This is a genomic window from Rhodococcus sp. 5G237, assembly GCF_053764735.1.
On the sequence record NZ_JBSNCD010000007.1, the window covers coordinates 70,222 to 95,160 of the forward strand.

General features: G+C 65.4%; 19 protein-coding genes and 1 pseudogene. 9 read left to right on the forward strand and 11 right to left on the reverse strand.

All coding sequences use genetic code 11. The annotated features are described in order from the left end of the window. The first annotated feature begins 23 nt into the window (after positions 1–23). A complete protein-coding gene (locus ACWPOC_RS17835; protein ID WP_192378455.1) occupies positions 24–2,030 on the forward strand; it encodes an FG-GAP repeat domain-containing protein in 2,007 nt (668 codons plus the stop codon). Positions 2,031–2,091: 61 nt separating this feature from the next. On the opposite strand, the gene ACWPOC_RS17840 is transcribed toward ACWPOC_RS17835, so the two are convergent. From ACWPOC_RS17840 to ACWPOC_RS17850, 3 genes are read right to left on the reverse strand one after another with little or no spacing between them, the layout of a single operon-like run. Next, positions 2,092–2,793, reverse strand: coding sequence for a M28 family metallopeptidase (locus ACWPOC_RS17840; protein ID WP_455409083.1), 702 nt, complete (start codon positions 2,791–2,793; stop codon positions 2,092–2,094). 5 nt (positions 2,794–2,798) lie between these two features. Further along, positions 2,799–3,119, reverse strand: a complete 321-nt coding sequence (locus ACWPOC_RS17845; RefSeq protein ID WP_455409084.1) for a hypothetical protein — start codon at positions 3,117–3,119, stop codon at positions 2,799–2,801. 30 nt (positions 3,120–3,149) lie between these two features. Beyond that, on the reverse strand, positions 3,150–4,271 hold the full coding sequence (locus ACWPOC_RS17850) for a zinc metalloprotease (RefSeq protein WP_455409085.1): 1,122 nt from the start codon (positions 4,269–4,271) through the stop codon (positions 3,150–3,152). A gap of 402 nt (positions 4,272–4,673) precedes the next feature. Here ACWPOC_RS17850 and ACWPOC_RS17855 point away from each other — a divergent pair, with 402 nt between their 5' ends. Continuing rightward, entirely contained in the window at positions 4,674–5,294 is a 621-nt protein-coding gene (locus ACWPOC_RS17855; protein ID WP_455409086.1) for a PadR family transcriptional regulator, read from the forward strand. A gap of 77 nt (positions 5,295–5,371) precedes the next feature. Next, positions 5,372–6,859 carry a DHA2 family efflux MFS transporter permease subunit gene (locus tag ACWPOC_RS17860; RefSeq protein ID WP_455409087.1) on the forward strand — a complete coding sequence of 496 codons (1,488 nt, stop codon included), beginning with the start codon at positions 5,372–5,374 and terminating at the stop codon, positions 6,857–6,859. A gap of 96 nt (positions 6,860–6,955) precedes the next feature. Here ACWPOC_RS17860 and ppnP read toward each other — a convergent pair whose 3' ends face one another. The 7 genes and pseudogenes from ppnP to ACWPOC_RS17895 all read right to left on the reverse strand — a co-directional run bounded on the left by ppnP (position 6,956) and on the right by ACWPOC_RS17895 (position 15,630). Continuing rightward, entirely contained in the window at positions 6,956–7,279 is a 324-nt protein-coding gene (gene ppnP, locus ACWPOC_RS17865; protein ID WP_230791614.1) for a pyrimidine/purine nucleoside phosphorylase, read from the reverse strand. A 422-nt stretch (positions 7,280–7,701) separates the two neighbouring features. Then, complete coding sequence (locus ACWPOC_RS17870) at positions 7,702–7,941, reverse strand: hypothetical protein (RefSeq protein ID WP_230791733.1); 240 nt, start codon at positions 7,939–7,941, stop codon at positions 7,702–7,704. Positions 7,942–9,647: 1,706 nt separating this feature from the next. Next, the gene (locus tag ACWPOC_RS17875; RefSeq protein ID WP_230791613.1) at positions 9,648–10,166 is read right to left on the reverse strand and encodes a hypothetical protein; all 519 of its coding nucleotides are present in this window, start codon (positions 10,164–10,166) and stop codon (positions 9,648–9,650) included. Between the two features lie 155 nt (positions 10,167–10,321). After that, positions 10,322–11,824, reverse strand: coding sequence for a flavin-containing monooxygenase (locus ACWPOC_RS17880; RefSeq protein WP_455409088.1), 1,503 nt, complete (start codon positions 11,822–11,824; stop codon positions 10,322–10,324). A 287-nt stretch (positions 11,825–12,111) separates the two neighbouring features. Then, positions 12,112–13,950: an FAD-dependent oxidoreductase gene (locus tag ACWPOC_RS17885; protein ID WP_455409089.1), complete on the reverse strand. Its 1,839-nt coding sequence runs from the start codon at positions 13,948–13,950 to the stop codon at positions 12,112–12,114. Positions 13,951–14,366: 416 nt separating this feature from the next. After that, positions 14,367–14,973 (reverse strand): annotated as a pseudogene (locus ACWPOC_RS17890) (NAD(P)H-dependent oxidoreductase). Positions 14,974–15,306: 333 nt separating this feature from the next. Beyond that, the gene (locus tag ACWPOC_RS17895) at positions 15,307–15,630 is read right to left on the reverse strand and encodes a hypothetical protein (RefSeq protein ID WP_455409090.1); all 324 of its coding nucleotides are present in this window, start codon (positions 15,628–15,630) and stop codon (positions 15,307–15,309) included. A 672-nt stretch (positions 15,631–16,302) separates the two neighbouring features. On the opposite strand from ACWPOC_RS17895, the gene ACWPOC_RS17900 reads away from it, so the two are divergent. The 5 genes from ACWPOC_RS17900 to ACWPOC_RS17920 all read left to right on the forward strand — a co-directional run bounded on the left by ACWPOC_RS17900 (position 16,303) and on the right by ACWPOC_RS17920 (position 22,831). After that, complete coding sequence (locus ACWPOC_RS17900) at positions 16,303–17,091, forward strand: crotonase/enoyl-CoA hydratase family protein (protein WP_455409091.1); 789 nt, start codon at positions 16,303–16,305, stop codon at positions 17,089–17,091. Between the two features lie 281 nt (positions 17,092–17,372). After that, positions 17,373–17,978, forward strand: a complete 606-nt coding sequence (locus tag ACWPOC_RS17905) for a TetR/AcrR family transcriptional regulator (RefSeq protein ID WP_455409092.1) — start codon at positions 17,373–17,375, stop codon at positions 17,976–17,978. A 125-nt stretch (positions 17,979–18,103) separates the two neighbouring features. After that, a complete protein-coding gene (locus tag ACWPOC_RS17910; RefSeq protein ID WP_455409093.1) occupies positions 18,104–19,618 on the forward strand; it encodes a protein kinase domain-containing protein in 1,515 nt (504 codons plus the stop codon). Between the two features lie 773 nt (positions 19,619–20,391). Beyond that, positions 20,392–21,615: a hypothetical protein gene (locus tag ACWPOC_RS17915; RefSeq protein WP_455409179.1), complete on the forward strand. Its 1,224-nt coding sequence runs from the start codon at positions 20,392–20,394 to the stop codon at positions 21,613–21,615. Positions 21,616–21,865: 250 nt separating this feature from the next. Then, a complete protein-coding gene (locus tag ACWPOC_RS17920) occupies positions 21,866–22,831 on the forward strand; it encodes a ScbA/BarX family gamma-butyrolactone biosynthesis protein (RefSeq protein WP_120282670.1) in 966 nt (321 codons plus the stop codon). 7 nt (positions 22,832–22,838) lie between these two features. Here ACWPOC_RS17920 and ACWPOC_RS17925 read toward each other — a convergent pair whose 3' ends face one another. Next, positions 22,839–23,495 (reverse strand): ScbR family autoregulator-binding transcription factor, encoded by a 657-nt coding sequence (locus tag ACWPOC_RS17925; protein WP_455409094.1) that lies wholly within the window; start codon positions 23,493–23,495, stop codon positions 22,839–22,841. Between the two features lie 152 nt (positions 23,496–23,647). Between ACWPOC_RS17925 and ACWPOC_RS17930 the strand changes: the two genes are divergently transcribed. Further along, positions 23,648–24,523 carry an NAD-dependent epimerase/dehydratase family protein gene (locus tag ACWPOC_RS17930; protein WP_120284279.1) on the forward strand — a complete coding sequence of 292 codons (876 nt, stop codon included), beginning with the start codon at positions 23,648–23,650 and terminating at the stop codon, positions 24,521–24,523. Positions 24,524–24,939: the final 416 nt, after the last annotated feature.

Here is a 24,939-nt window from a genome sequence, read left to right on the forward strand (position 1 = left end):
ATTTTCGACATCAGGAGCATGACATGGCCGGCGACCTGAACATCACGGAACGCGTCGTGCGTGCAGACGACGTACGCGCAGCCGATCCGAGCGACGAGGCACAGGAACGAACGATCCACCGCTACGGGCGGATGGCCATCCTTGCCGCTCCGGGGGAGTCCGCGGAGGAATCCGTCCCGGAGATCGGAGACATGCGGGACCTCGTCGACGACCCCACCGAGGTCGAGACACTGGGCCTCGCGGCGCAACGGCTGCGCCAATCCGCCGACTACCGTCGTGCGAAGGAGAACCGACCCCGCGACGGTCAAGAGTGGGACATGGGGGATTGCACGTCGGTTGTGCCCGTCCCGCCCCAGGTGGCAGAGCGCGACAGTCAGCAGGAAGCGGGACCGACGAGTTCCTATCTCGAGGGGTCGGTGGCGGTCGGCATCGTCATCGTTCAGGGACCGACTGCGGCATTGAGCTTCTCCGAGGCCGAGGTGGTGAAGGTGGTCGCCGAGGTCCAGAACGGTCTGGGTTGGCTCGCCACCGCAAACCCCTTGGCGGGCATTTCCTTCTCGTACGACATCCAGAACGTGAACCTGAGTGTGCCGGCGGATCCGTCCGCCGCCGACCTCGAGGCGCACTGGCGTGATCCGGCGATGGGCGCGCTGGGATACAGTGCCGACTGGAACGGCGTGGGTGCTTATGTCGAGGACATCCGCAGCCGTTACGGAACCCGCTGGACCTACTGCGCCTTCTTCACGAAGTATCCACTCGGTCACTTCGCGTACGCGGGTGCGCCACGGGTCGTCATGGACTACAACAACGACGGCTGGGGCCCGGACAACATCGACCGGGTGTTCGCGCACGAGACCGGGCACATCTTCGGCTGCCCGGACGAGTACGCGGACAGCAGATGCACGTGCGGCGGTGCCTTCGGACGATACGGACTCGCCAACGGCAACTGCGAGAACTGCGCGGCCGAAGGTGGCGTCCCGTGCCTGATGAAGGGCAACACGTTCACCGTCTGCGGCTTCACTCCCGGGCACCTCGGATGGGCGCCGCAGCTCGCCGTCAACAATTTCGGGTACAACGCCGGATCGTGGCGCACCGATCGGCATCCGCGGTTCCTCGCCGACACCACGGGCAACCGCCGGGCCGACATCGTCGGATTCGGTGATGCCGGTGTGTACGTGTCGCGCGCTCAGCCCAACGGACGCTTCGAGACACCGCGCCTCGTCGTCAAGGACTTCGCGTACCAGGCCGGTGGCTGGCGGGTGGAGCGGCATCCGCGGTTCCTGGCCGACACCACGGGTGACGGTCGTGCGGACATCGTCGGTTTCGGTGATGCGGGGGTGTATGTGTCTCGAGCGCAGGCCGATGGGTCGTTCGGGCCGGTGACCCGGGTGGTCGCCGATTTCGGGTACGTCGCGGGTGGTTGGCGGGTGGAGCGGCATCCGCGGTTCCTGGCCGACACCACGGGTGACGGTCGTGCGGACATCGTCGGTTTCGGTGATGCGGGGGTGTACGTGTCCCGGGCACAGGCGGACGGGTCGTTCGGGCCGGTCACGCGCGTCGTCGACGACTTCGGATACAACGCGGGTGGATGGCGCGTGGAGCGGCATCTACGGTTCCTCGCGGACACGACCGGGGACGGCCGGGCCGACATCGTCGGATTCGGCGAGGCGGGCGTGTATGTCTCCCTGGCGCGAGCCGATGGGACGTACGGGCCGGTCACGCGCGTCGTCGACAACTTCGCCTACAGCGCCGGAGGATGGCGGATCGATCGGCACCCGCGGTTCCTGGCCGACACCACCGGGGACGGCCGGGCGGACATCGTCGGATTCGGCAATGCCGGCGTCTACGTGTCGCGGGCACTGGGCAACGGCGGGTTCGACGCGCCCGGATTGATCGTCACCAACTTCGGTTACGACGCCGGTGGGTGGCGGGTCGACCAGCATCCGCGGTTCCTGGCGGACACCACAGGTGACGGTCGCGCCGACATCATCGGGTTCGGCAGCGCCGGAGTGTGGCTGCACAGATCGTGACCGTACTCGAGCGAGGAGTTCCGGCCGATGCGACGCACCGGCCGGAACCCCTCATCCACGTCTATGCCGATCCCAGCAGGCGTGCTGTAGCAGCAACGTTCATGCGCAGGATCTCGAGTGCGAGGTCGTAGTCGATGGAATCGAGCGTGTCGCGCGCACTATGGATGTTCGCGTTCGTGCTGTCGGCTCCTTCGATGGTCAGCACCGCGGGGATGCCCTTCTCGAGGAACGGCACGTGATCGCTGTTGAGCGGATGCAGGCTGGTCTGCACAGCCAGCGTCGTGTAGGTCGCGGCGGCCCGGGCAAGTTCGTCGATCAGGTGCTGCGACAGGCTCGCGCCTTCGAAAAGAACGGTGGGCTGCGGGGCATTGAGCGAGGCGATCATGTCCATGTTGACGACGCCTCGGATGCGCTCCCGTTCTGCAGTCGACAGGCCGGCGACGTAGGCGAGGCTGCCGACCAGTCCCTGCTCTTCACCTCCGAACAGGATCAGACGCAGATCGTGCTCTGCCACATGGTGTTCGAGCGTCTCGGCGATCGTCAGCAGTCCCGCGCTGCCCGAACCGTTGTCGTCGGCTCCGGGGGCGGCAGCAGCGGGGCCGCCCGCGATGTTGATGGAGTCGAGGTGAGCGGTGACCACCACGACGCTCCTGGGCGAGGGGCCGCGACCCGGTCGCTCGGCGATCACGTTCGAGCTCGTAGCGCCCTCGAACACGACCGTGTCGAGGAGGTGCGGCATCGTGCCGCCTGTTTCTCGTGTCACGTCAGTCATGGTTGCCCCGATTCGAACGTGAGGATCTCGTCGTCGACGGAGAGCACCGTGTGCACATGTGGATTCGGGTCCGTCTCGGGAAGGACGGTGCGGACACGACCGTGGCCCAGGTCCTGCCACTGTCCGACACGCGCGCGACCACGATCGTCGGGACCGCCGTCGTATTCGACGTAGGTGCCGTCCTGCCGGAACTCGAATCCGGGTCGTCCGCGCGAGCGAGGAAACGGAAACCCGCGAGGGCGGTAGACCCTCGCGGTGTCGGTGTCCTCCTCGTACGAATGGAACCAGGTACCGATGATCGAAGACGGGTCGTTCACAGTGCGTCCTGACGAGTCCGTGGTGGGTGGTCAACCGACACGGTCCAGGATTCCGCCGATGCGGTCGAGGAGCGACCGGAGCGACGCGATCTGACGTCGCAGCTCGTCCACCTCGCGGTCGAGCGACACAAGCGCCGAGGTGTCGGTTCGCGTCTCACCGTTGCCGGTCGGGCCGAGTGCGAGCGATTCCGTCCGGGCCGGTTCCAGCGCCCCGAGCAGGAACGACGCCCGCGGTCCCTCCAGGCACGCCCGCATACGGAGCGCCTGCCCGGCGGTGAACATGAACATCGCCTCGTCGTCGGTGTAGTCCATGTAGTTCATGAACATGTCGCCGTGTGGACCGTTGTTGCAGGTCACTCGTGGATACCTCGGCTTGCCGAAGTTGTGGCCCGCCTGGTTGGGGGTGTCGTCGACGAAATCGGTGCCCGAGCATCCGTCGCCGTCGTCGCCCCAGATGTGGCGCAGGCTCAGCCAGTGACCGATCTCGTGTGTCGCGGTGCGACCGAGATGGAAGGGAGGTCGCGCCGTGCCGGTGGTCCCGAAACACGAATGGACGATGACGACACCGTCGGTTGCTGCCGGTCCGCCGGGGAACTGGGCGTAGCCGAGGATCTGGCGACCGATCGAATCGCGAAGGTCGTTGCACAGCCAGATGTTGAGGTAGTCGTCGCTCGGCCAGGGGTCGGCGCCGCCCGTGTCGGACGACTTGATGTCGTCCTCGTCCGCCGTGAAGAACTCCTTCGTCGTCGGGGTCCTGGTGATCCCGTCGGTCGGGGCGCCGTCCGGATCGACTGTCGCCAGTCGGAACTCGACGTGGATGTCGGCGACGAGGTCCTTCCAGACCTCCGGCACCTTCGTGCGGTCGGGGTTGGTGGCGCGGAAGTCTCGGTTGAGGGCGTCGATCTGGCTCCGAATCTGGTCTTCACCGATGTTCTGGGAGGGCGACGCGGGATCGTGCACGACGTGAACGACGACCGGAACGGTCACGACACCTGTCGGGGCCGGTGCGCGCCGTCCTGTCCGGTAGGCGAACACCCGGTTCTCGAACATCTCGCAGCGCTGCTTGTAGCTGGGGCTCTGCAACAGCAGTTTGTGGTGCACAGCCATCGTTCCGCAGACCTCGCGGGTCGACGGGGAGTCCAGGTCGGCCATGACGGATCCTTTCCTGAGCCGGAAACAGCTTCGAATGAAGCATCACGCTCGGGTGCTGCGGAATCATGCGTAGTCGACCACTCGAAACCCTCCTTTCGGATGACACCGAATCCGACGCAACTATCCACGAGGGGAGTCTGCCACCCGGACGGACCGATTCCGGGGATGCCCGAGTGTGCGGATCTGCGATGTCGAGCGACCTCACGCGCTTGTCCGTCTGCTATTCGACGCCGTATATTCGGCGCCGACTATTCGAAGCGAACCAGTCGCAGAATCGCAACGCCTCCCGACGATCGAAGGAAATCGAGACCGGTGTCCGATCAGCCCCGCATCCCCGTCCTGACGCCTATGGCCGTCGCGGTACTCGGGCTGCTCGAGGAACGGCCGATGCATCCCTAGGAGATGCACCAGCTTCTGCTCAAGCGTCGCGAGGACAACCTCATCAAGCTGCGACCGAGCTCGCTGTACCACATCGTTTCCCGCCTCGCGGAAAGCGGACTGATCCGGCAGGAAGGCACCGAACGCGCAGGTAATCGGCCCGAGCGGACAACCTACAGCATCACCGCGGCCGGCGAGGCGGCCGTGCGGGCCCGCCTCGCCGAGATCATCCGACGGCCCGTCCGTGAGTATCCGATCTTCCCTCTCGGTCTCGCCGAATCGCACAACCTTCCGGCAGACGAGGTCGTCGTCCTTCTCGGAGAACGCATCGACCGGCTCGAGGAAGAGCTCGTCGAATTCGACGCGATCCGCACGTGGGCCGCGGACAACGGCGTGCCGCGTCGCTACTGGGTGGCCGTCGACTTCCTCCGGGACAGGACCGCCCACGAAGCGGAGTGGCTTCGTGGACTGATCGAGGAGATCCGCGACGGGTCCTTGGTGTGGCAGAGCGTCGATGCCGCCGATCGACAACTTCCGGACCCGCCCCATGATCTCGGTCGCGACTGGGGTGCTGCGCTGACGGACGAGACTCTCGCCGAACTGCGGAGGAGCGGTGCGGGAAGTAGTGGTCCCGGTCGGCCGTAGTGCATCGACCGAACCGGGACACCTTGACCCAATAGATCGCCGGTCGCGCTCGACCGGTACGAACAGGAACGAAATCGATGAAAACTGAACGTAATCCGTGGTGGGGCCTGTCGGCCCTGGTGGTCGGGTTCTTCATGATCCTGCTGGATCTGACCATCGTCGCGGTGGCCAACCCGGCGATCATGGCCGACCTGCAGGCCGACATCAATCAGGTCGTCTGGGTGACCAGCGCCTATCTGCTCACCTATGCGGTGCCCCTGCTGTTCACCGGTCGTCTCGGCGACCGGTTCGGCCCCAAGCACGTCTATCTCGCGGGCCTGGTGGTGTTCACCGCGGCGTCGCTGTGGTGCGCGACCTCCGGCACCATCGAGATGCTCATCGCCGCCCGCGCCGTCCAGGGACTCGGCGCGGCGCTGATGACGCCGCAGACGATGGCGATCATCACCCGCACCTTCGCGCCCGACAAGCGAGGCGCGGCCATGGGTCTGTGGGGCGCCGTCGCCGGTCTGGCCTCGCTGCTCGGCCCTCTCGTCGGCGGTGTACTGGTCGATTGGCAGGGCTGGAACTGGATCTTCTACATCAACGTCCCGGTCGGCATCATCGCCTTCATGCTGGCGGCATGGCTCGTGCCCAGCCTCGAGACCCAACCGCACAAGTTCGACGTCGTCGGCGTGATCCTCAGTGGCGTCGGATTGTTCCTGCTGGTCTTCGGAATCCAGGAAGGTTCCAGCCGCGACTGGGACGTCTGGACCTGGACGATGATCGTCGCGGGTATCGCGGTGATGGTGCTGTTCGTGTTCAACCAGGCGCGTAACAAAGGTGAACCCCTCGTGCCATTGGCCCTGTTCCGCGACCGGAACTTCTCGATGTCGAACATCGCGATCTCGTCGATGGGCGCAGCCATGACCGCACTGATGGTTCCGGCCTACTTCTATCTCGAGACGGTCCGCGGATTCTCACCCACGCGCGCTGCCCTGATCTTCGCCCCGATGGCGATCGTCACCGGTCTCACGGCGCCGCTCATCGGCAAGTTCTCCGACCGGATGCCGCCCCGGGTGCTGCCCACCGTCGGCTTCACACTCTTCTCCGCGTCGATCTTCGGGTTCGCGGTGCTCATGACGCCGGACAGCCCCATCGTGCTGTTCCTGCTCATCGCCGGTATCGCCGGCGTGTCCAATTCGTGCATCTGGGCACCGCTGGCCTCCACCGCCACGCACAACCTGCCCATCCGCCAGGCGGGCGCCGGTGCCGGCATCTACAACACGACCCGGCAGGTCGGTTCGGTGCTGGGCAGCGCCGCGATCGGTGCCTTGATCTCGTCCTTGATGGCCGCGCAGGGACTCGGTGAGGTGCAGGCGGGCGAGGGCGGCGGAGCAGCAATGGGAACCGCTCTCCCGGAGCAGATCGCCGAGAAGTTCAGCACCGCGCTGAGCCAATCGATGCTTTTGCCCGCCTCGGTCCTGATCATCGGGATCGTGGCGTCGGCGATGTTCGTCGGCCACGCCTCGTCGCAGCGGAAGGCGCAGGCCGGCACTTCGGCCGATCGCGCAGAGGTCACCAGCTGAGCCGGGTTCGCGTCAGTGGCCTGGTCGCCACGAACGAAAGAACGCTCCCACCGAGCTTGGCTCGGTGGGAGCGTTCTCGTTCGCTCAGGAGTGCGGTCAGCCGTAGTGGCAGACGTAGCTGACGGCTTCGGTGACCTCGATGTCGAACGACGAGTCGCCGGGCACCGAGAAGGAGTCGCCTGCACCGTAGGAGGTCCAGTCCTCGCCGCCGGCCAACCGGACGCGGCACGCGCCGCTGTGCAGTTCCATGACCTCCGGAGCGGCCGTGCCGAAGTTGAGGGTCGCGGGCAGGATCACGCCGGCCGACTTGCGGGTTCCATCCGCCAGATGGAAGTTGTGGCTGACGCACTTGCCGTCGAAGTAGACGTTGGCACGCGGGTCGAGCGTCACGTTGGCGTAGGTCGAAGTCGGCTCACTCATGAGCTGGAGCGTAGCGAGGAGGGTGCAGGTCGCCGGTCGCCGGGGTCGGTGTGCGAGACCACTTCCGCTGACTGACCGCGCAGAGCGTGTTCGGCAGGGGCTCACAACGCAGAAGTGCGGCTCGCAACCCACAGGGTCGACCACCAGGGTTGTGAGCCTCATTCTTCGGTTGTGGACCTCCGTCTGCTCGGCACGCTGTCGACCGTCCCGCTCGGCTGGTTCACCGCCCGACTTCGGGCAGGTCAAGCACGTCGTCCAGAACGACACGCTGTCGCTGCACTACCTGGTGACCCACGTCGTGCCCGACGCGGTCGCTGCTGTCGTCGCACCCGTCGCGGTGGGCGGACCGAGGTTCGGGATGCCCGCCGGATTGGTTCATAATCGCTGTATTCCATTGCAGAGGAACAAGTTCTAGCCAAACTCTATCGGCGGTTCTGCGAGAGTTGATGCTCTGCGTTCAGGATGGTGGCGGTCTCGACGTCGGTGCATGCAAGCTCGGTCGCAGAGAGGATGGCGCGGTCGGCGGCCGTGTCGGCCACCTGTTGCCACTTTCCGGTCGTGCGGGTGGTGACGAGGATCCGCAGGTGGGGGCAGAGGTCGAGCAGAGCGGCGACGTGTGGTTCGATGCCGTGGATGCGATCGACTGCGTCGAGGATCAACACGATCTGGTGCTGCAGTGCGGAGAAGAGGGAGCACAGTGTCTGGAACGGGGCGGGCCGCGCTCCGGTCTTGTGGCGCCGGTTCGGGCGTGTACCGCCGAAAGGACGTCCGTCCAGTACTCGTCCGGGGTGCTTGTGCCCGCGGGAGCAGTCATGGGTACGACGATCGCGTCGGGCTCTGCTCCGTTGAGCAGCCACGACCGTGCCAGAACCGTTTTTCCCGCGAACCGGTTGTCTTGCAGGACGACCAGAAGTGTCGTGCTCGACAAGGTGGCGAACAACCGAGCGCGCGGGGACGTGTGGCTGTCCAGCACTGTCGGGAACCTCGACTTCCGTCCGGTGGATGCGCGCAGGACCCCGACAACCCGCACAGACCCATCTGTCTAATGCAAAACGCAATACACATTTTATCTCGGGGTTCAAGGCTCGTGTGGTGCAACAGTCGGAAAGTGGCGCAACTCTTGCGGGAATCCTCGGCCGAGTTCTCGACGATCACCGACGGGGGATGAGCCCCTCCGCGCATACGACGCACGGTCGCAGGGCGGGGAGGGGCACGTCGTTCGATTCTATCCTCTGAACTCCGAATACCTTGGATACCAGCATCTTTCATGGAATCAGATGTCGCCGACCCTGTTCCTTCGGGTCGCGGGGATGAGCTGGTGGAGGTCTCGCGCTCGGCACCCCGAGTCCTATTGCTGTTCTTTGCCTAGTCAAGGTAATGTCTTGAACATTCGGTGTGGTCTCCTGCAGGGGAGTGCACGAGTCACCCGAATGCGCGCCCCGCCGTGTCGCCGGTCCATTTCCCGGCCGACGTCGACACCATGCCGGGGCGCGGATATGTCGATGCCCGCCCCGCATCGGCATGGGTCCCGATGCTGCCCCTGGCGCGTCGGACCCCCCTCTGTCGGCGCGGCTGAGGCCGTCGCCGCGCCGACGGGGGGTCTCTGAAGTTGATGTCCCGGCAGAAATGCCGAGCTCTCGACACCGAAGACGGCGACACCGCGAACAGCTGCACATACGCCGTGCGTAACCGGATCCGTGGGTCGAACCACCCGCCGTGCGCCCCGACTTCGCGTCCCATCTGCTTACAGGTAACAGGCGGGACCGCTGATTCGACCCATGATTCGTGAACCTTCACCAAGCGCCGGCCGCCGTCGTGTTCGCGGCCGTCATGTGTGTAGTGGCTGCCGTCCTGTTCCGGGATCACAGTGTCGCCGTCGCGTTCGGCTGCGCTGGGGCAGTGCTGATCGTCGTCGGAGCGACGCTGAGAATCACCCGATTTCCTGCTGGTGATCCGTTTCCCCGATGTGCAGTATGTCGGCAGTACATCACCGCTGGCGGGCACGATGGCTTGTGCTCGGCTGACTGTGCCGCAGAATATTCTGTCGCACTGGAGAAGCAGGAGGAAGAAGATCGATGGTGGCGCGCGATCGCGTAGCTGGTCGACTACCGAGGGGCGTTGACGTGCGCCCCAGGATTTTCGACCGCGACGAGACCGCCGACGCTCGGGTGGATGTCACTTCGAGTGCTTCACCTGCACGTTTACACCTGCGTTCTGCGCGCACGGGCAGCCGCCTGCCAACGGTGCACCTACCCCTGACGAACTGTCCCCGCAGGCCCGGTCCGTTGGCGTCGAGGAATTGTCGGCCGACTCGAGGGCCTGTACCGATGGCGATGCAGGCCCACGAGCTGCGTCTCGATCGGGTGCGTCAGTTGCTGCTGCCGAAGGCTGGAAGTCCGAGTCCCGGAACCGGGGGAGCGGGAGCATCTGTGGGCACGGTGAGGACGGTGGAGGACTGCTGGACCGCGAAGGCGGTCAAGGGGAACAAGGCAAGAATGTCGCCGATCCCGGGGTAGTCCGAGGCCCACATCGCGGTGTTGTCGGCGTTGACGCAGGTTGCCAGCGCCACATAGGAGCCGTCCGGTACTTCGGTGATGGTCTGCGTGGTGGTCCCGGGCTGGACCTGGTCCGAGGCGTACAGCGTCTGACCGGGGCCGGTGACCTCCCAAATGGGAGGCAACACCCCGCCGGGCGCAGTGGCGAGCGAGGTCGTACATGTCAGCACGCCGTCGGTGGTGTTGATGATCGTGTTGGTCACGCTGGTGCCGTCGACGCCGAAGGCGTAACCGACTTCGTCGGCGGTGGCAGCCGACCCGAGGGCAGGGGCGGTCACGGTGAAGGCAGCAACGGCGGTGGTGAGTACCGCAGTACGAATGATCGATCGCATCGAGGTTCCTGACAGTCGAATGAAGGGAGTACCTATGTGATCTTGCTGTAAATGCGACCGGTTGGCATGTTTTCGGTGATGGTCCGGCATTTGTGGTGTTCGAGCACGACCTCGTGCTCGACTCTGATCGACGAGACATACCGAACCTCGTCGTCTCAGTCGAAGGTGGTCGCCGTCGATGTTCCGGTCCTTTGGTGACCGGGCTCGACTGGATCGACGCCGTCGCTGCCCCCGGCGGACGCCCGGATCGATGTGTAGTTGTGGAGATCGAATGTGCGGGTGTGTAACCGATATCGCCATGTGGGGCCAGGCCACAGGGAGCGGTTGATTCCTTCGCGGTCGAGATACCAACTGTGGCAGCCGCCTCGGGTCCAGGTCGTCGCAGCCGAGTCGTGGTGGATGCGTGTGGTGAATCGGTGTTGTGCTTGTTCGCGGACGACGAGTGCATCGGCGCCGATGCGGTCGGTTTCCTCGAGCGCGGCAGCGATGTAGCGGAATTGGCTTTCGAGCATGAACAGCACCGAGGTGTGTCCCACGCCGGTGTTCGGTCCTCCGAGAACGAATGCGTTGGGTATGCCGGCCATGGTGGTTCCCAAGTGCGCTGCGGCACCGTCACGCGCCCAGATCTCCTGCAGGCTGATTCCGTTTCGGCCGTGGACGGGCATGCGCATCAAGGCGGCGGAGACGTGGAATCCGGTGGCGTGGACGAGCACGTCGATCTCGTGCCGGCGGCCGTCTGCGGTGTGCACGGCGTCTGCTGCGAGTTCTGTGATGGGGGAAGTCTTGAGGATGGTGGTGGGTCGGCGCAGGGCGGGATAGAACGTGTCGGAGAAGATGATGCGTTTGCAACCGATCCGGTACGAGGGTGTCAGTGCTCGGCGCAGGACGGGGTCGGGTATCTGGGCGTGCAGGTGACGCAGGGCCCGCGCCTCGAGGGCGGTGCGGAGACGCTGCGATCCGATCAGGGCGGGGAGAAGTGTTTCGTTGCGCCAGTATTCGACGGTCCGGCGTGCACGGTAGGGCAGCGGCACTCGGGTGCGTGGCCGGGGCAGGACCCAGGCGGGGGTGCGTTGGAACACCGTGACCCTGCAGGCGTGGTCGGTGAGGGCGGGGACGAGTTGGGCGGCGCTGGCGCCGGTGCCGATGACGCCGACGCGGGCGCCCCTCAGGTCGAGGTCGTGGTTCCAGCGGGCGGTGTGCAGGACCGGACCGGCGAAGGAGCCGGCAAAACGGGGGATGCGTGGGACGTTCAGTGCGCCGGTCGCCAGGAGGAGGAAGCGGGCGCGGTGGAGTGCTCCGGTGCGGGTGTGGACGTACCAACGCGCGTCGGTGTCGTTCCAACGGCAGGCGGTGACCTCGGTGTCGTAGTCGACGCGAGCGGTGCGGTGTATCCGGTCCGCCAGGAGTCGGCTGTGGCGGAGGATCTGGTGATGATCGGCCTGTCCACTGATCCAGCTGGGAAGCCGGGTGAACGAGTAGGAGTACAGAGCCGGGTGGATGTCGCATTCGCAACCGGGATAGGTGTTCTCGCGCCAGGTGCCACCGGGGCCGCTGCTGCGTTCGAGGACGTGGACGGTCCGTCCGCGGTGGGTGAGGTAGTGGGCGGCGCCGAGTCCGGCGAGTCCGCCGCCGACGACGAGTACTTCGGTGTCGATCACTTGAACAGTGTTCAATACTGGCGGTGATCAGTCAAAATTCGGGTGTGAGACATCGTCACGTCGACTACCGGCCGGAGGGGTCTCAGACCGACCGCGTCCGCGGTCACGGTTCCCGGTCCAGCGCCCCGGCACGTGCACATACGCCGCACGGTGTGCGGTCCGGGCCGGGGACACGGGTGTTCGACCGTGCGGAGCCGACGGGTCGAATGCCGGAACCTCGTGGAGGGGGATCGGGCGTCGGTGTCGAAGACGTCGCGCTCGGCTGCGGCACGGTCGAACGACCGGACTTATGCGTTGTTCTGCGGCGTAGCAGCGGCACGTCCGGCCAGGTAACCGAACACGAGTCCGAGCGAGATGGTTCCGCCGGCGCCGCCGTAGAAGCCCTTCGTGGGCGCGCCACCGGAATTGCCCGCCGCGTACAGGCCGGGGATGACCTTGCCTTCGGTGTCCAGTGCCCGCCCGTCGGCGTCGGTCTTCGGGCCGCCGACGGTGCCGAGTGCGCTGGCTTCGACCTTCAGTGCGTAATACGGCGCAGTGTCGATGGGGCCGAGAACACTCGACTTCGGACTGTTCAATACCGGTCGGATGATCTTGGCCAGCGGGCCGACGATCAGGGAACGCAGACGTTCCGGATCGTTCTTCCGTGCGACTCGTCCTGCGAGTTTGTCGACCACCGGACCGATGGCCTTGGCGAGGATCGTGCGGGCCTTGGCGGTGGCGGCGGGGAAGCGATTGTCGGGGGAGTATCTGCCCAGTCGGGGGTAGTACGCGCCGAAGTAGCGGTCGAACAGGGTGTCGCCGCGGTGGAACTGCGGGTCGCGGCCGCGGGCGGCGTCGGGGTTGAACCGGTCGACGGTGCGGAGCAATCCGACCTCGTCGACCCCGATCTTGTTCGCCAACTCGGCGAGAGTCTCGGCCTGGTGGAGGTATTCGGGAACCTCACCGCCGGGGGTGACGCCGAAGATGCCGAACTTCGTCCAGTACTGGTGGTCGAAGATCAGCCAGGCGGTGGCGTTGGGCATGGTGCCGGTCTGGGGGTCCACCTCACGCATGATCTGCCCGAACTGGTCGTAGGCCAGAGCTTCGTTCGCGAACCGCCGGCCCGTGCTGTTGACCATGATGCTGTGCGGCAGTGCACGCTCGCCGAGGAAGACGCGGCTGAGGGGTCGGCCTTCGAGCTCTTCGCCGGGCAGTTGCACGCCGGGCATCCACCAGGCGTCTTCCATGCCGGTCAGGTCTGCGCCGACGTCCTCGGCCAGTTGCACGGCGATGCCGTCGTGGCCCTTGGGGGAGACCTGCACGCCGAACGGAGCGCCGAGATGGGTCGTCGTCAGCTCGGGGGAGCTTTCGTATCCGCCGCTGGCCAGCAGAACACCCTGGGTGGCGCGGACGGTGTGTTCGACCCCGTCGGACGTCACGACGACGCCCGTGACCGCGGAGTCCTCGATCACGAGCCGGGTGGCGGGCGCTTCGACGCGCACGTCGACGCCGTTGCGCAGGTTCGCTTCGAGTAGCGCGCCGATCAGGGCGGGGCCGGCGAGCCAGATCTCATCGATGCCGATGCCGCCCAGCAGCCAGAAGGGCAGTGGGTTCTTGGCCATGCCGGTGGTCAGGGCAGGCCGGACGTACTTCGCAGCCTCGCCGAGTCCCTGGGGTGAATACGGACCGGGGAACAAGGCGCGGCCGACGGACGCACCGTCGATGTCCGAGCGGTAGTCGGGCCAGATCGTCGGGATCCACCCGAACGAGGTGTGCTCTTCGATGTACCGGGCAACGTGGGGGCCGCTTTCCAGGAACTTCTCGATCATGTCGTGGTCGAGAACCTTGTCGCGTCCCTCGCCGTAGATGTAACGACGGGCCTGGTCGAGATCGTCGTCGATCTTCAGGTCGTCGGTGGAGAAGCCGTGATTGGGTATCCATGTGGCGCCTGCGGAGATGCCGGTGGCGCCGCCGACGAGTTCGCGGGATTCGACCACGAGCACTCGTGCGCCCTCCTTGGCCGCGGTGAGCGCTGCCATCAGGCCGGCTCCGCCGGAGCCGACGACCGCGACGTCCACTTCCTGCGGGATGCCGTTCTGGGATACCGTCCCGATGGAGCCGGTGAACCGAGTCGAATTACCGATCATGATCCTCCAACCTTTCAGTTTTCGGTGCGCCTTCGTCGTGCAAGCGCGAATACCGTATTGACTGTCAAATCAACAAGATTGACGTTTCTCTGTGATGTCCGAACGGCAGCGCCGATCCGAGCGGAGGCGGAGCGTGCCCAGAAGCCCGCGCAGCATCGATATACGTGGTGTGCCCGGCTCGGGGCACTCGCGCGGTCGCGTCCTCGAGTCTCGGGTGTCGCCTCGACGTGTGTTGTTGCACGATCGTGGTGTGCATCCCAGGCGATGATCCGATATCGACCGCAGCCGTGAGGTCCTTCCGTTGCCGATCGGCGGGAAGAACCGAATGTACTCGTCAGGACTGCAGTCGATCTCGACGGGACGACCCCCGTCGCCAGGTTCGGTCGTCCTTCCGCTCTGTGGTGGGAAGGGCGATGTCAGTTCGCGAATTTGGAGGCCACGGTCACGACGCGGTGGGCCATGTGGTCGAGGGCCGCGATCGTGGCGTCGTCGAGTTCGTTCTGGTTGTTCGGTCCGGTGACGTGCCCGACTCCGTAGGGGTTGCCATCGGCGAACTTGAGCGGATCAGTGTAGCCGGGTGGCACGATGATGCCGCCGAAGTGCATCAACGAGGTGTACAGCCCGGTGAGGGTGGTCTCTTGTCCGCCGTGCGCGGTCTGGCTCGAGGTGTAGGCGGCGTAGACCTTGTCGGCGAGTTCGCCCTGTGCCCACAGACCGCCGAGAGAGTCGATGAACGTCTGGAAGGGTGCGGCGGTGCTGGCGAAGCGGGTCGGTGAGCCGAAGATGACGGCGTCGGCCCACACGATGTCCTCACCGGTGGCGGCCGGCAGATTCTTGGTGGCCTCGTAGTTTGCAGTCCAGGCGGGGTTTTCGGCGAAGGTAGCCGGGTCGCGGGTCGCGGGTCTCGGCGATGTGGCGCACCCGGACCTCGGCGCCGGCGGCCTCGGCGGCCTTGCGCAGTCGCTCGGCCATCGCGGTGCCGTGGCCGGTGGCGGAGTAGTAGATGATCGACAGATTGGTCATATCGGTCCTTTCCTGATCGATGCTCATGTGCCTGTGCGCAGGGCAGGATCTGGGCGGTTCTCCCGCGCACGCGTCGGCGGACACCGCACTTCGTCGAGTCGCGACCCGCTCGGTCGGGACTTCTTCCGAAACACGCAACTAGTTGCGATGTCAACTAGTTGCCACTGTAGTGCAGATGGTTGAAATGTCAACTAAAGGCTCATCGCAGTGTCGTCGAACTCGGTGGGACTGCCGACCCCGTCGCGGCCCTTCCGCACCCGCAGGTGGGTTCCCCGGCCGACGACACCGGAAAGTGGTCCGGATTGAAGATGGAGGGAAATGGGGGAGGCGGGGTCACAGAGCTTGGATGGTAGGGAACACGGCGATCGCGCAGGCGGCGATGATTCCCGCGATTCCGGTGACGATTGCGAGCAGGGCTCGCAGGGAAGCGGCTTCGTCCTCGGCGACCGTCGGCCGCGAGCCGGCCAGCGCCCCGCAGACGGCCGCGATCATCCCGAGGATGAAGCCGAGTTCGAAAAGCCAGAAGAAGGCAAGGGACAGCACGCCCATCCAGGCCGAGACCGTCGGCAACAACGAGCGCGGTCGGTGCGGTCCTCGACGTCCCCGCGCCTCCGGACAGAGGGGGCGCGCCGAATCCGAGTCGCGAGGGTCGCTCATCGCTCCTCCTTCGCGTGGGGGACGAGTCGGGCCGACAGGAGTTGTTCGGGACCGTACGTATCGGAGATGTGTGCTTCGAGATGGGCGCGGAGCCGGTTCTGGGCGCGCAGGTGCGGGCGACGAATGCTAAAACCCCGGGGACGTGCACCGAGGGTGCAGAGGCCGCTCCGGGGTCTTCGCTGTCCACTGTATCCGGGCCGGAGGGGTATGCCTACCGGTTTGCAGCATTTCCGACTCGGGCAATCCACATGGTCTCGATGTCGGACCGTTTGTCGTGCCCAGTCGACTTCCACCCGAAGCGGGACACGTGAGGCGGTAGGGCTGCCGCTCTCGGGGGATGCGGCCGCATGCCTCCTGGGGTGCTGCCGAGCTGGATGTGAACGGATCGCGACGCGTAGGTGCCCAGGTCCCGTAGCGAGCGAGTCTCGCCGGAATTGTCCGTTCCGGGGAGAACGTTGCAGCGACCGTGCTGCGGTCGTGTCGGTCCCGGTCTTCAAGAGTGGGGTTGCCACCCGAACGTGCCCCCTGATGTCGTGACGAGATTCGATGCCGAGGGAGGGACACGATCGGATGAGTGCGGCGGACGGCACAGGTGCTTCGGTGACCGGCGCTGGGCGCGGAGTCGGGCGGGACAGTGCTCGAACTCCTGCGTCCGAAGGTGCGCACACGACGATGCAAGACGAAGAGAAGAAGGTCGTACTGCTCCACCGAGACGGGCCCGTAGGAGTGATCACCCTCAACCGGCCTCACGTTCTCAACGCCGTCGACGCCGCTGTGTCCGATGCATTGGGCGCCGCCCTCGACGAGATCGATCGTGATCCCGATCTGCGGGTCGGTGTCTTGACGGGAGCGGGACGGGCGTTCTGCGCCGGCGCCGATCTCGGGGCCTTCGCCGCTGGTGGATCCGTTCTGCCGACGAACCATCCGGAGTGGGGTTTTGCCGGCCTGGTCCAGCACTACGTGTCCAAGCCGCTCATCGCCGCTGTCAACGGTGTGGCGGTCGGCGGTGGCACCGAGATCGTGCTGGCATGTGATCTCGCCGTGCTCAGCTCCGAGGCCACGCTCGGATTGCCGGAGGTCAAACGCGGTCTCATCGCTGGAGGCGGGGGTCTCGTACGTCTTCCGGGGCAGATTCCACCGAAAATCGCTGCGCACGCGGTCTTTACCGGAGAACCTCTTTCGGCCGAGGTGGCCCTGCGTTGGGGGCTGGTCAATTCGGTAGTTCCGCCCTCGGAGGTACTGCCCGAAGCATTACGTCTGGCTCACGTCATCGCAGACAACGCACCCCTCGCGGTACGCGCGAGCAAGAAGGTCATGTCGCACGCACACGCAGTCGGATTCGAAGACGTTGTCTGGAAAGTCAATTCAGCCGAGTCCGATGCCGTGTGCGCCAGCGAGGACGCGTTGGAAGGTGCCGCGGCATTCACCGAGAAACGACCGCCCCTATGGCGGAACCGTTGACCGCCGCACAGCTTTCGCTGTGCACCGGTCCGTGAAGCACAACGCGCCCGTAGGGCTGCGCTGTGTAGTGCGACAAGTGACACCGTGGATGCCTCGTGCGGTATCCGAGTTATCCGGCCGGCCCATGGACCCGGTACGTCGTAGCCGGGGTAGAGAGAGGCAGCCGCTCCCGGATTCTCCAGCTGCGCTGTCCCTCTCGGGATCGAGTGGGGCCTCGGCAGCGTGGACATCTCGAACCGCATGAACTTTTCTGCATACAATCGTAATCCCGAGGGGCACTGGTGAAGAGAACGACAGAGACAGTCGGACACGTTCGGAATGCGGCTCGGACACAGACCGCGTTGCTGGATGCAGCGCTCCAGGTCTTTCTCAGAGACGGGTACAGCAAAGCTACGACCGAGGAGATCGTGGCACTGGCGGGGGTCACCCGAGGAGCTCTCTACCATCACTTCGCGAACAAGCACGAATTGTTCCGAGCCGTGATCGAGCGCGCGCAACGGGAGGTCGCGGAAGCTCTTGTGCCCCCAGAGCCGGTCGATGCTTCGTGGGAGGCGTTCATCGGTGGGGTGCTCACTGCTCTCGCCTCCGCTCAGGACCCGGCGACGCGTCGATTGCTGCTGATCGAAGCACCTGCCGTCCTCGGGTGGATCGATATCCGGAAAGCTCAGGAACCGCTCCTGCACAGTATCGCGACCATGCTCGAGCCGGTCGAAACGGTTGAGCGAGGACCGTCGATTCGCACGTCGATACTCGCCCGTCTACTGGTGGCTGCAGTCGAAGGGGCGATGTTGTACCTGGCACACGCCGATCACCCCCAGCGCGACCACACAATCGTGCAAGCCGAAGTGCGCACCATTCTCGAGAAGACCGGTCTGCCCGGGCGGTAGAGGCCGAGACACGACCGGAAGCGAGCACCTGACCGACGCACGACGTCGGACACGATGACGCGGGGTCGGACGACCGTTGCGGTCGATCCCTACGGTGCCCACCCCGCCTCCGCTCCCACGGAGATATGATCAAGGTGTTCGACTCCACCCGGCTATGGACGAGGCCGCCGATGGTTGACATCGATCCGATGGCGACACAGCGGGACGATCGGTCCCACCTTGTGGCCGAATTGAGCGCGGTGGGATTCGAGGACCTCCACGAGATCGGCAGCGGTGGTTTCGGCGTCGTCTTTCGAGGTCGGCAGCCCGAGCTGGATCGCACCGTGGCGATCAAACTGTTGACCGCGCGACCGGATCCCGACAACGTCGAGCGTTTTCTGCGCGAACAGCGTGCGATGGGTCGTCTCTCCGGCCACCCGAACATCGTCACCGTGTACGGGGTCGGTACCACTGCATCCGGTCAGCCCTACATCGTGATGGAGTATCACCGACGCAACTCACTCGAAGTTCGGATTCGGACGCAGGGCCCACTGCGTTGGGAGGACGCACTCGAAGTCGGCGTCAAGATTGCCGGCGCTCTGGAGACCGCGCACCGGATGGGCATGCTGCACCGGGACGTCAAGCCGGCCAATATCCTGCTCACCGATTACGGTGAGCCGCAACTGACCGACTTCGGAATCGCGCGCGTCGCCGGAGCCTTCGAAACCACCAGCGGCGAGGTAACGGGATCTCCGGCATTCACCGCACCCGAAGTACTCGCCGGGCAGGCCCCCACCCCTTCGGCCGACGTGTACGGACTCGGTGCAACCGTGTTCTGCGCAATCACCGGACACGCGGTGTACGAGCGACAGCGCGGTGAATCGGTGGTTGCACAGTTCCTGCGGATCACCCGCGGTCCGGTGCCGGACCTCTGTGAGGATGCCCGCATACCGGACGACCTCGGCGAAGTGATCGAACGCGCGATGAACCGAGACCCTGTCTCGCGTACCGGTACCGCCGTCGAATTCGGTGAACAACTACGTGCCGTCGCGGAATACCACGACTTGCCGGTGGACCGACTTCCGATGCCCGACGCCGCCGACACCGCCGACACCGCCGTGCCTGCCCGGACCACGACCGGTGATCTCGGCCCTCGACGACGTAGTGGATCCGGTCGGTTGCTCCTTCCGATACCCGCCACACGGTTACGCCCGCCGACGACGACCCGACCATTGGTGGTGCGCGAGCGCCTCCTGCAGATACTGCGAGAGGGCGGGCCGCGCATCCTGACGGCGATCACTGCTCCACCGGGCTTCGGCAAGACCACCCTTGCCGCGCAATGGTCGCGCGAGTTGACCGCGACAGGCATCCATGTGGCGTGGTTGTCCGTCGATACCGACGACAATGAAATCGTATGGTTTCTGTCGCATCTGATCCAGGCCCTTCGACAGGTGCGACCGATGTTGGCTCGCGAACTCGTCGCGGTGCTCGACGAGCACGGCGACGATGCCATGCACTACATGCTTGCCACGCTGATCAACGACGTTCAGCAATCCGCCGAACAAGTCGTCCTGATCATCGACGACTGGCACGGATCTCCCACCCCGACGCCCTCGCTGCGATGGCGTTCCTGTTGGACAATGCCGACGCAGCGAACTTGAGAGTTGTCGTCACCAGTCAGGCACGCACCGGAATGGCGTTGAGCCGTATGCGCGTTCGCGACGAATTGATCGACGTGGACGCCGCCACACTGAGGTTCGACCTTTCGGAAGCGCGAGCACTGCTGGTCGATGTCGCCGGGCTACGTCCGACCGAGGAGGACATCGCCGCGCTGACCCGCGCGACCGGAGGCTGGGTGGCCGCGCTCCACCTGGTTTCACTGTCACTACGCGCCAGCGACGACCCCGCAGGGTTGATCCGCGGAATCACCGGTCGCCACCACGCCATCGAGGACTATCTCGCCGAGAACGTCCTCAGTTCCATCGAAGCCCCGACTCTGGACTTCTTGCTCGCTACCAGCATCTGCGAGTACATCTGCGCGGACCTGGCCGGCGCGCTCACCGGAACGACCCGAAGCCAGGCTCTGCTCGAGGAGATCGAAGACCGAGGGTTGTTCCTTCGTCGACTGGATCAGGACCGCACCTGGTTTCGCTACCACCATCTGTTCCGCGAGTTCCTCCATCGCTGGATCGAACGCGAGAGCCCCGAACGCCTGAGCCGGTTGCATCGCATCGCAGCACAATGGTTCGCCGACCACGGGTTCATCCGAGAGGCGGTCACCTATGCCGAGGCAGCAGGGGACGAGGAGATGGCCGTGGACCTGGTGGAACGGCACGGCACGAACTTGCTCGAGCTCTCTCAGGCCGCCTCGGCACTGGTACTGCTCGACAAGCTGCCGCAGTCGGCGCTTGCCGGCCGGCCCCGCCTGCAGCTCATGGTGGCGTGGAGCAACATTCTCCTCCATCGCCTTCGACCCGCCGAACGAGCCCTTGCCGCTGCCGAAGCTCTTCTGGCGGATGCGACCGTCACTGTCGACGACACCGAGGAAGTCAACGCGGAGATCGGTGTGATCCGCGCCCTCGTCGCAGCCCGTTCCGACCGTTACGACTCGACGGACGAACTCGTTCGTCCGGCTCTGGCTCGAGCCGATGCGCTTTCTCCGTGGGTCGTGTCGGCAGCGACCAACCTCGCGAGTATGGCTGCAATCCACCGCTTCGATTTCCCTGCCGCCGAGCAACTTCAGGAATGGGCCGCTCCTTACCACAGTCGAAATCGCGGACCGTATGCCCGGATGCACAGTTCTTGCTGCCTGGGCATCATCGCGCACGAACGACTGGAGATCTCGACTGCGGAAGAGCAGTTCCGACAAGCTTTGCGAACGGCACGTAACGGAAGCAATGGGAACTCGACCGCTGTGCGACTCGTCGGTGCATTGCTCGGTGGGTTGCTCTACGAGCAGAACCGTCTCGATGAGGCAGATCGGCTTCTCGACGAGAGCTTCCTGTTGGGATATGAAGCCGGTGCAGTGGACTCGAAGACGGTCCGGTATACGGCCGGTGTTCGAATCAAGGCGGCGCGCGGCAATCGTGCCGCCGCCGCACAACGCCTCGACGCGGGCGCCCGGGCGGCGCACGCATTGAAGCTGCTCAGGTTGCGAGCCCAGATCGAGGACGAACGTGCGCGACTGCGGCTACCTGCGACGATCGGCATTCCCGTCCGCCTGCCGCCCACGTATGCGGAACGGCGCCGACCCGTGCACGGGATCGACGCGACCATTGCTCAATTCGACGAGTCCGTCGGCATTCGGACCCTCCTCGACGACGGCACACCGGACTCGCTGGAAACGGCGTGCAGGTGGGCGCAGGAATGGGTGGACCTCCTCGTCGATGCCGGCCGTCCGCGGGCGTTGTTGCAGGCACGGTGTCTGCTGGTAGACAGCCTGGCCACGGCCGACCGCACCGACGAGGCCGAAGCGCTGCTCGCAACGATCACTGTCCAGTGTGTCGCGCTCGGTATCGTGCGTGTCCTGCTCGACGGTGGACCGCACCTGGTGGCGCTGCTCGAGGACGTGCGAGCGGACGAGAGCAGGCAACGGAACAACAAATGGCCACCGATGTCCGACCGGTTCTGGAGCGTGATTGCCCCGCCAGGCCCGTGAGGTCCGGTCGGTGTGCAGGCCGCACTGTCGATGAGTTCTTTTGTCGTCGAGTCTCTTGTCGGAAGTCGTTTTCGGAGTCGAGCAGTCGTCTTGTGGACCGGCACCGGGCGGTTCGTGCCTGTCGCCTCCGGAAATGTGTTCGCCGGCGCGGGTGAGCGCAGACTGCTGCGCTCATGCCCTGCAAGCGACATCTGACGTCTCGATGACAGCGGGTGCGGTCACGTCCTACCCGTGAGGCGATACTTGCGGTATGGAGGTAGTGAACGGTTCGTCCGGTTCGGGGGATGATGTCGCGGTGTTGTCGTTCGAGTCGACGGTCCCGCGCAGGCATGTCCACCGCCAGGCGGTATCCGAGGTCTTCCTCACCGATTGCGTTCGCGGTCCCGGACCGGACCGGTTCGTTCTGGGTGCGCAGTGGCCGCGTCTGCACGGTTTTTATCGCAGCCGGTCCGGTCGTTACGACCCGATGCTGCTCGCAGAGACGCTGCGGCAATGCGTGATCTATCTGGCACACACCCGGTATCGGGTCTCTCTCGGTCAACGGTTCGTGATGCAGGAGATCGACATCAGCGCCGAGTTCGAGCGCCTGGTGATCGGTGCCGGTGCCGCCGAGGTCGCCGTCACTGCGGTGGTATCGGATGTGCGACGTCGTGGCTCGCAGGTCACCGCCTTGAGCGCCGCACTCGAGTTCGCGATCGCTGGTCGCTGTGTCGGGTCCGGAAGGGGCCGAACCGTGGTTCTCGCGGCCGAGGAGTACGACATCGTTCGTTGGGGTGAGGGCGGGCCACGTGCGCTCGGCTCTGTACCGAGGGGGGTGCCGGTCGATCCGGACGTGATCGGGGTGCCGGTCGTCGGGGATGTGGTGGTGGGTGCGACGGTACGGCCGGGTCGCTGGCGAGTGCTGCCGGACCTGTCGCATCCGGTGTTGTTCGACCATCCGTCCGATCACTTGCCGGGCATGCTCGTCCTCGAGGCTGCCCGTCAGGCGGCACGAGCGGAGCTCGGGGACCCGGAGGGGGATCCGGTGTCGATGAGCGTGCAGTTTCACCAATTCGTCGAACTCGACGTTCCGGCGGAGATGGTGGTCTCGGGACTCGAAGAGGGGAGCGCAGGTGCCCATGTCGTGCTCGAGCAGCAGGGGAGGGCAATGGCTACCGCCACGCTGAGGTGGGCCGCTCGTGCAACTCGTGTGCCGGGACCGGGATGCGGCGGGTAGCGGCGTGTCAGGCCGGTTGGTGTGTGTTGCTCCAGCGGGCGTGGCGGATCCTGTCGCTGTCTGGGCGGCAGTCGGAGGTCAGGATGCCGTTGAACAGGAACTGAAGCATCTGGTCGATGCGTTGTTCGAGATCGATGCGCCGATCGAGGACATTCGAGACCATCTGGACCCCGGTGAACGCAGAGATGACGAACCGTGCCAGGTCGGGGGGGTCGATTGTGGGGAGGAGGTCGCCCTCGTCGATCGCGGTTTCGACGAGGTGCCGGCAGGCTTCGATCCAGTCCTGGTACGGTCCCGGTTGGTTCGGTTCGGCGCCGGCGCTGAATTCGAGGGTCAACCGGATGCCGGCGCGGACGATCGGATCCTCGACGATCTGCCGTCCCATCTCGTGGCAGAGCATCACGATCTGCTCGAGCGCCGAGGCCTGTATGGCGGCGATCGCGCCGACTGCGGCGATGGAGATGGCGTGTTGTTGTTCTACGACGGCGTGTGCGAGTTCGTCCTTCGATTTGAAGTGGAAGTACAGGGCACCTTTGGTGAGCCCACTGCTCGCGTCGACGATCGCCCCGAGGCTGGCACCGTCGAATCCCAGCCGATCGAACGTAGCGGCCGCTGCTGCCACGATCTGCTGCCGGGTCTCTACTGCCCGAGCTTGTTTGGCCACACCCCGTGTCCTTTACTCGATGATCTACCGAAAGGCGAGTCGTGGAGCATCTCGGCCCTCTGCCTCCTCTGAGGCGAACCGTACCACCGGACCGGAACGACATTGCGGACCACGCCTCGGCGCCGTCGACATCCTCGTTGCACGTCGCGGTCGTGGGTTCGAGCGGTTTCCTCGGCGGGGCGGTGCTCGACGCTCTCCGGAACATGGGGGTGGCATGCACGTCGATAGCGCGCCGTCCGCTCGCATCCTCGAGACCGGCGATGCGGGTGGTGGCGGCAGATCTACTCGATGTGGAATCGTTGACCGACGCGCTGGCCGGTGTCGACGTGATTGTGCACGCGGCCTCGTATACGGGCTCCGACACAGCCCGATGTGAGGAGGTCAACGCTCTCGGTACCGAGAATCTGGTGACGGCCGCTGCCCACCACCGTATCGAGCCCATCGTGTATCTGAGCACGATCGGCGTCTACGGACCTGGACCGCATCGCAACGTCATGGAGGGTGAACTTGCTCCGGCTCCGGTGACTGCGCTGAGCGCCAGTCGGCTGACCGCCGAAAACCATGTACGCCGATATGGCGGTCTGGTGCTGCGTTCCGGATTCGTGCACGGACCCGGCGACCGGTGGTTCCTACCCGGGTTGGCGCACCTCGTTGCGACTCTCGGGGTATGGATCGACGACGGCGTCGCACGGCAATCGGTGATTTCGCGCGGGGACGTCGGCAGACTTACCGCCGCGGTTGCGGCGCGGCCGCTACACACTGCGTGGCGTGGGGGCATGCGTCATCTCGCTCATCCGAACGCGGTGACCGTCCGCGAGCTCGTGCACGCCGCCGCCGCAGAAGGACTTCTCACCCCACCGATCGACTCCGTCGACTTCGAAGAGGCACTGCGGATAGGTCGGAAGCGGGGACTGTCCGCACGTCATATCGATCTGATCGGGCACGATCATCACTACGTCAGCACCCGAGTCTGGGCTGATACTGCACTCGATCCCTCGCCGGAGGTCTTGAGTCCCCACTCACCGTAGGGGTGCTCTGGACGTCCCGAAGTGGATGGCGTTCGCCGGGTTCTCCGGGCGTACCGACCGTGCAGCGGGTATGTATCGGTAAGACGTTCCCTGTGCGCTGGACATGAGGTACTCTCTATTCGGCTGCAATACCGGTCGAATGGTATTGTTTGCCCGGCCTGGCATCGATGTGGATGAATATGGGGAGTGTTCGAACGCATCGGCGGGTGATGTGCATCGAGTTGCTGACAGGCCGGTGATGGTGAGAGTTACGAGGGGTGCTCACCATCACCGGCCTGCGAGGTTCCGTCGGCATACGGCGCCGACGGACCTTCGTCCACGCGCTGGGGGGGAGAGCGCGCGAACTGTGCCTCCGTCAGGGAGCACGGGGGCACAGCACAGACTATTCGAGACCTCGACCGTGTGCACGACCAACC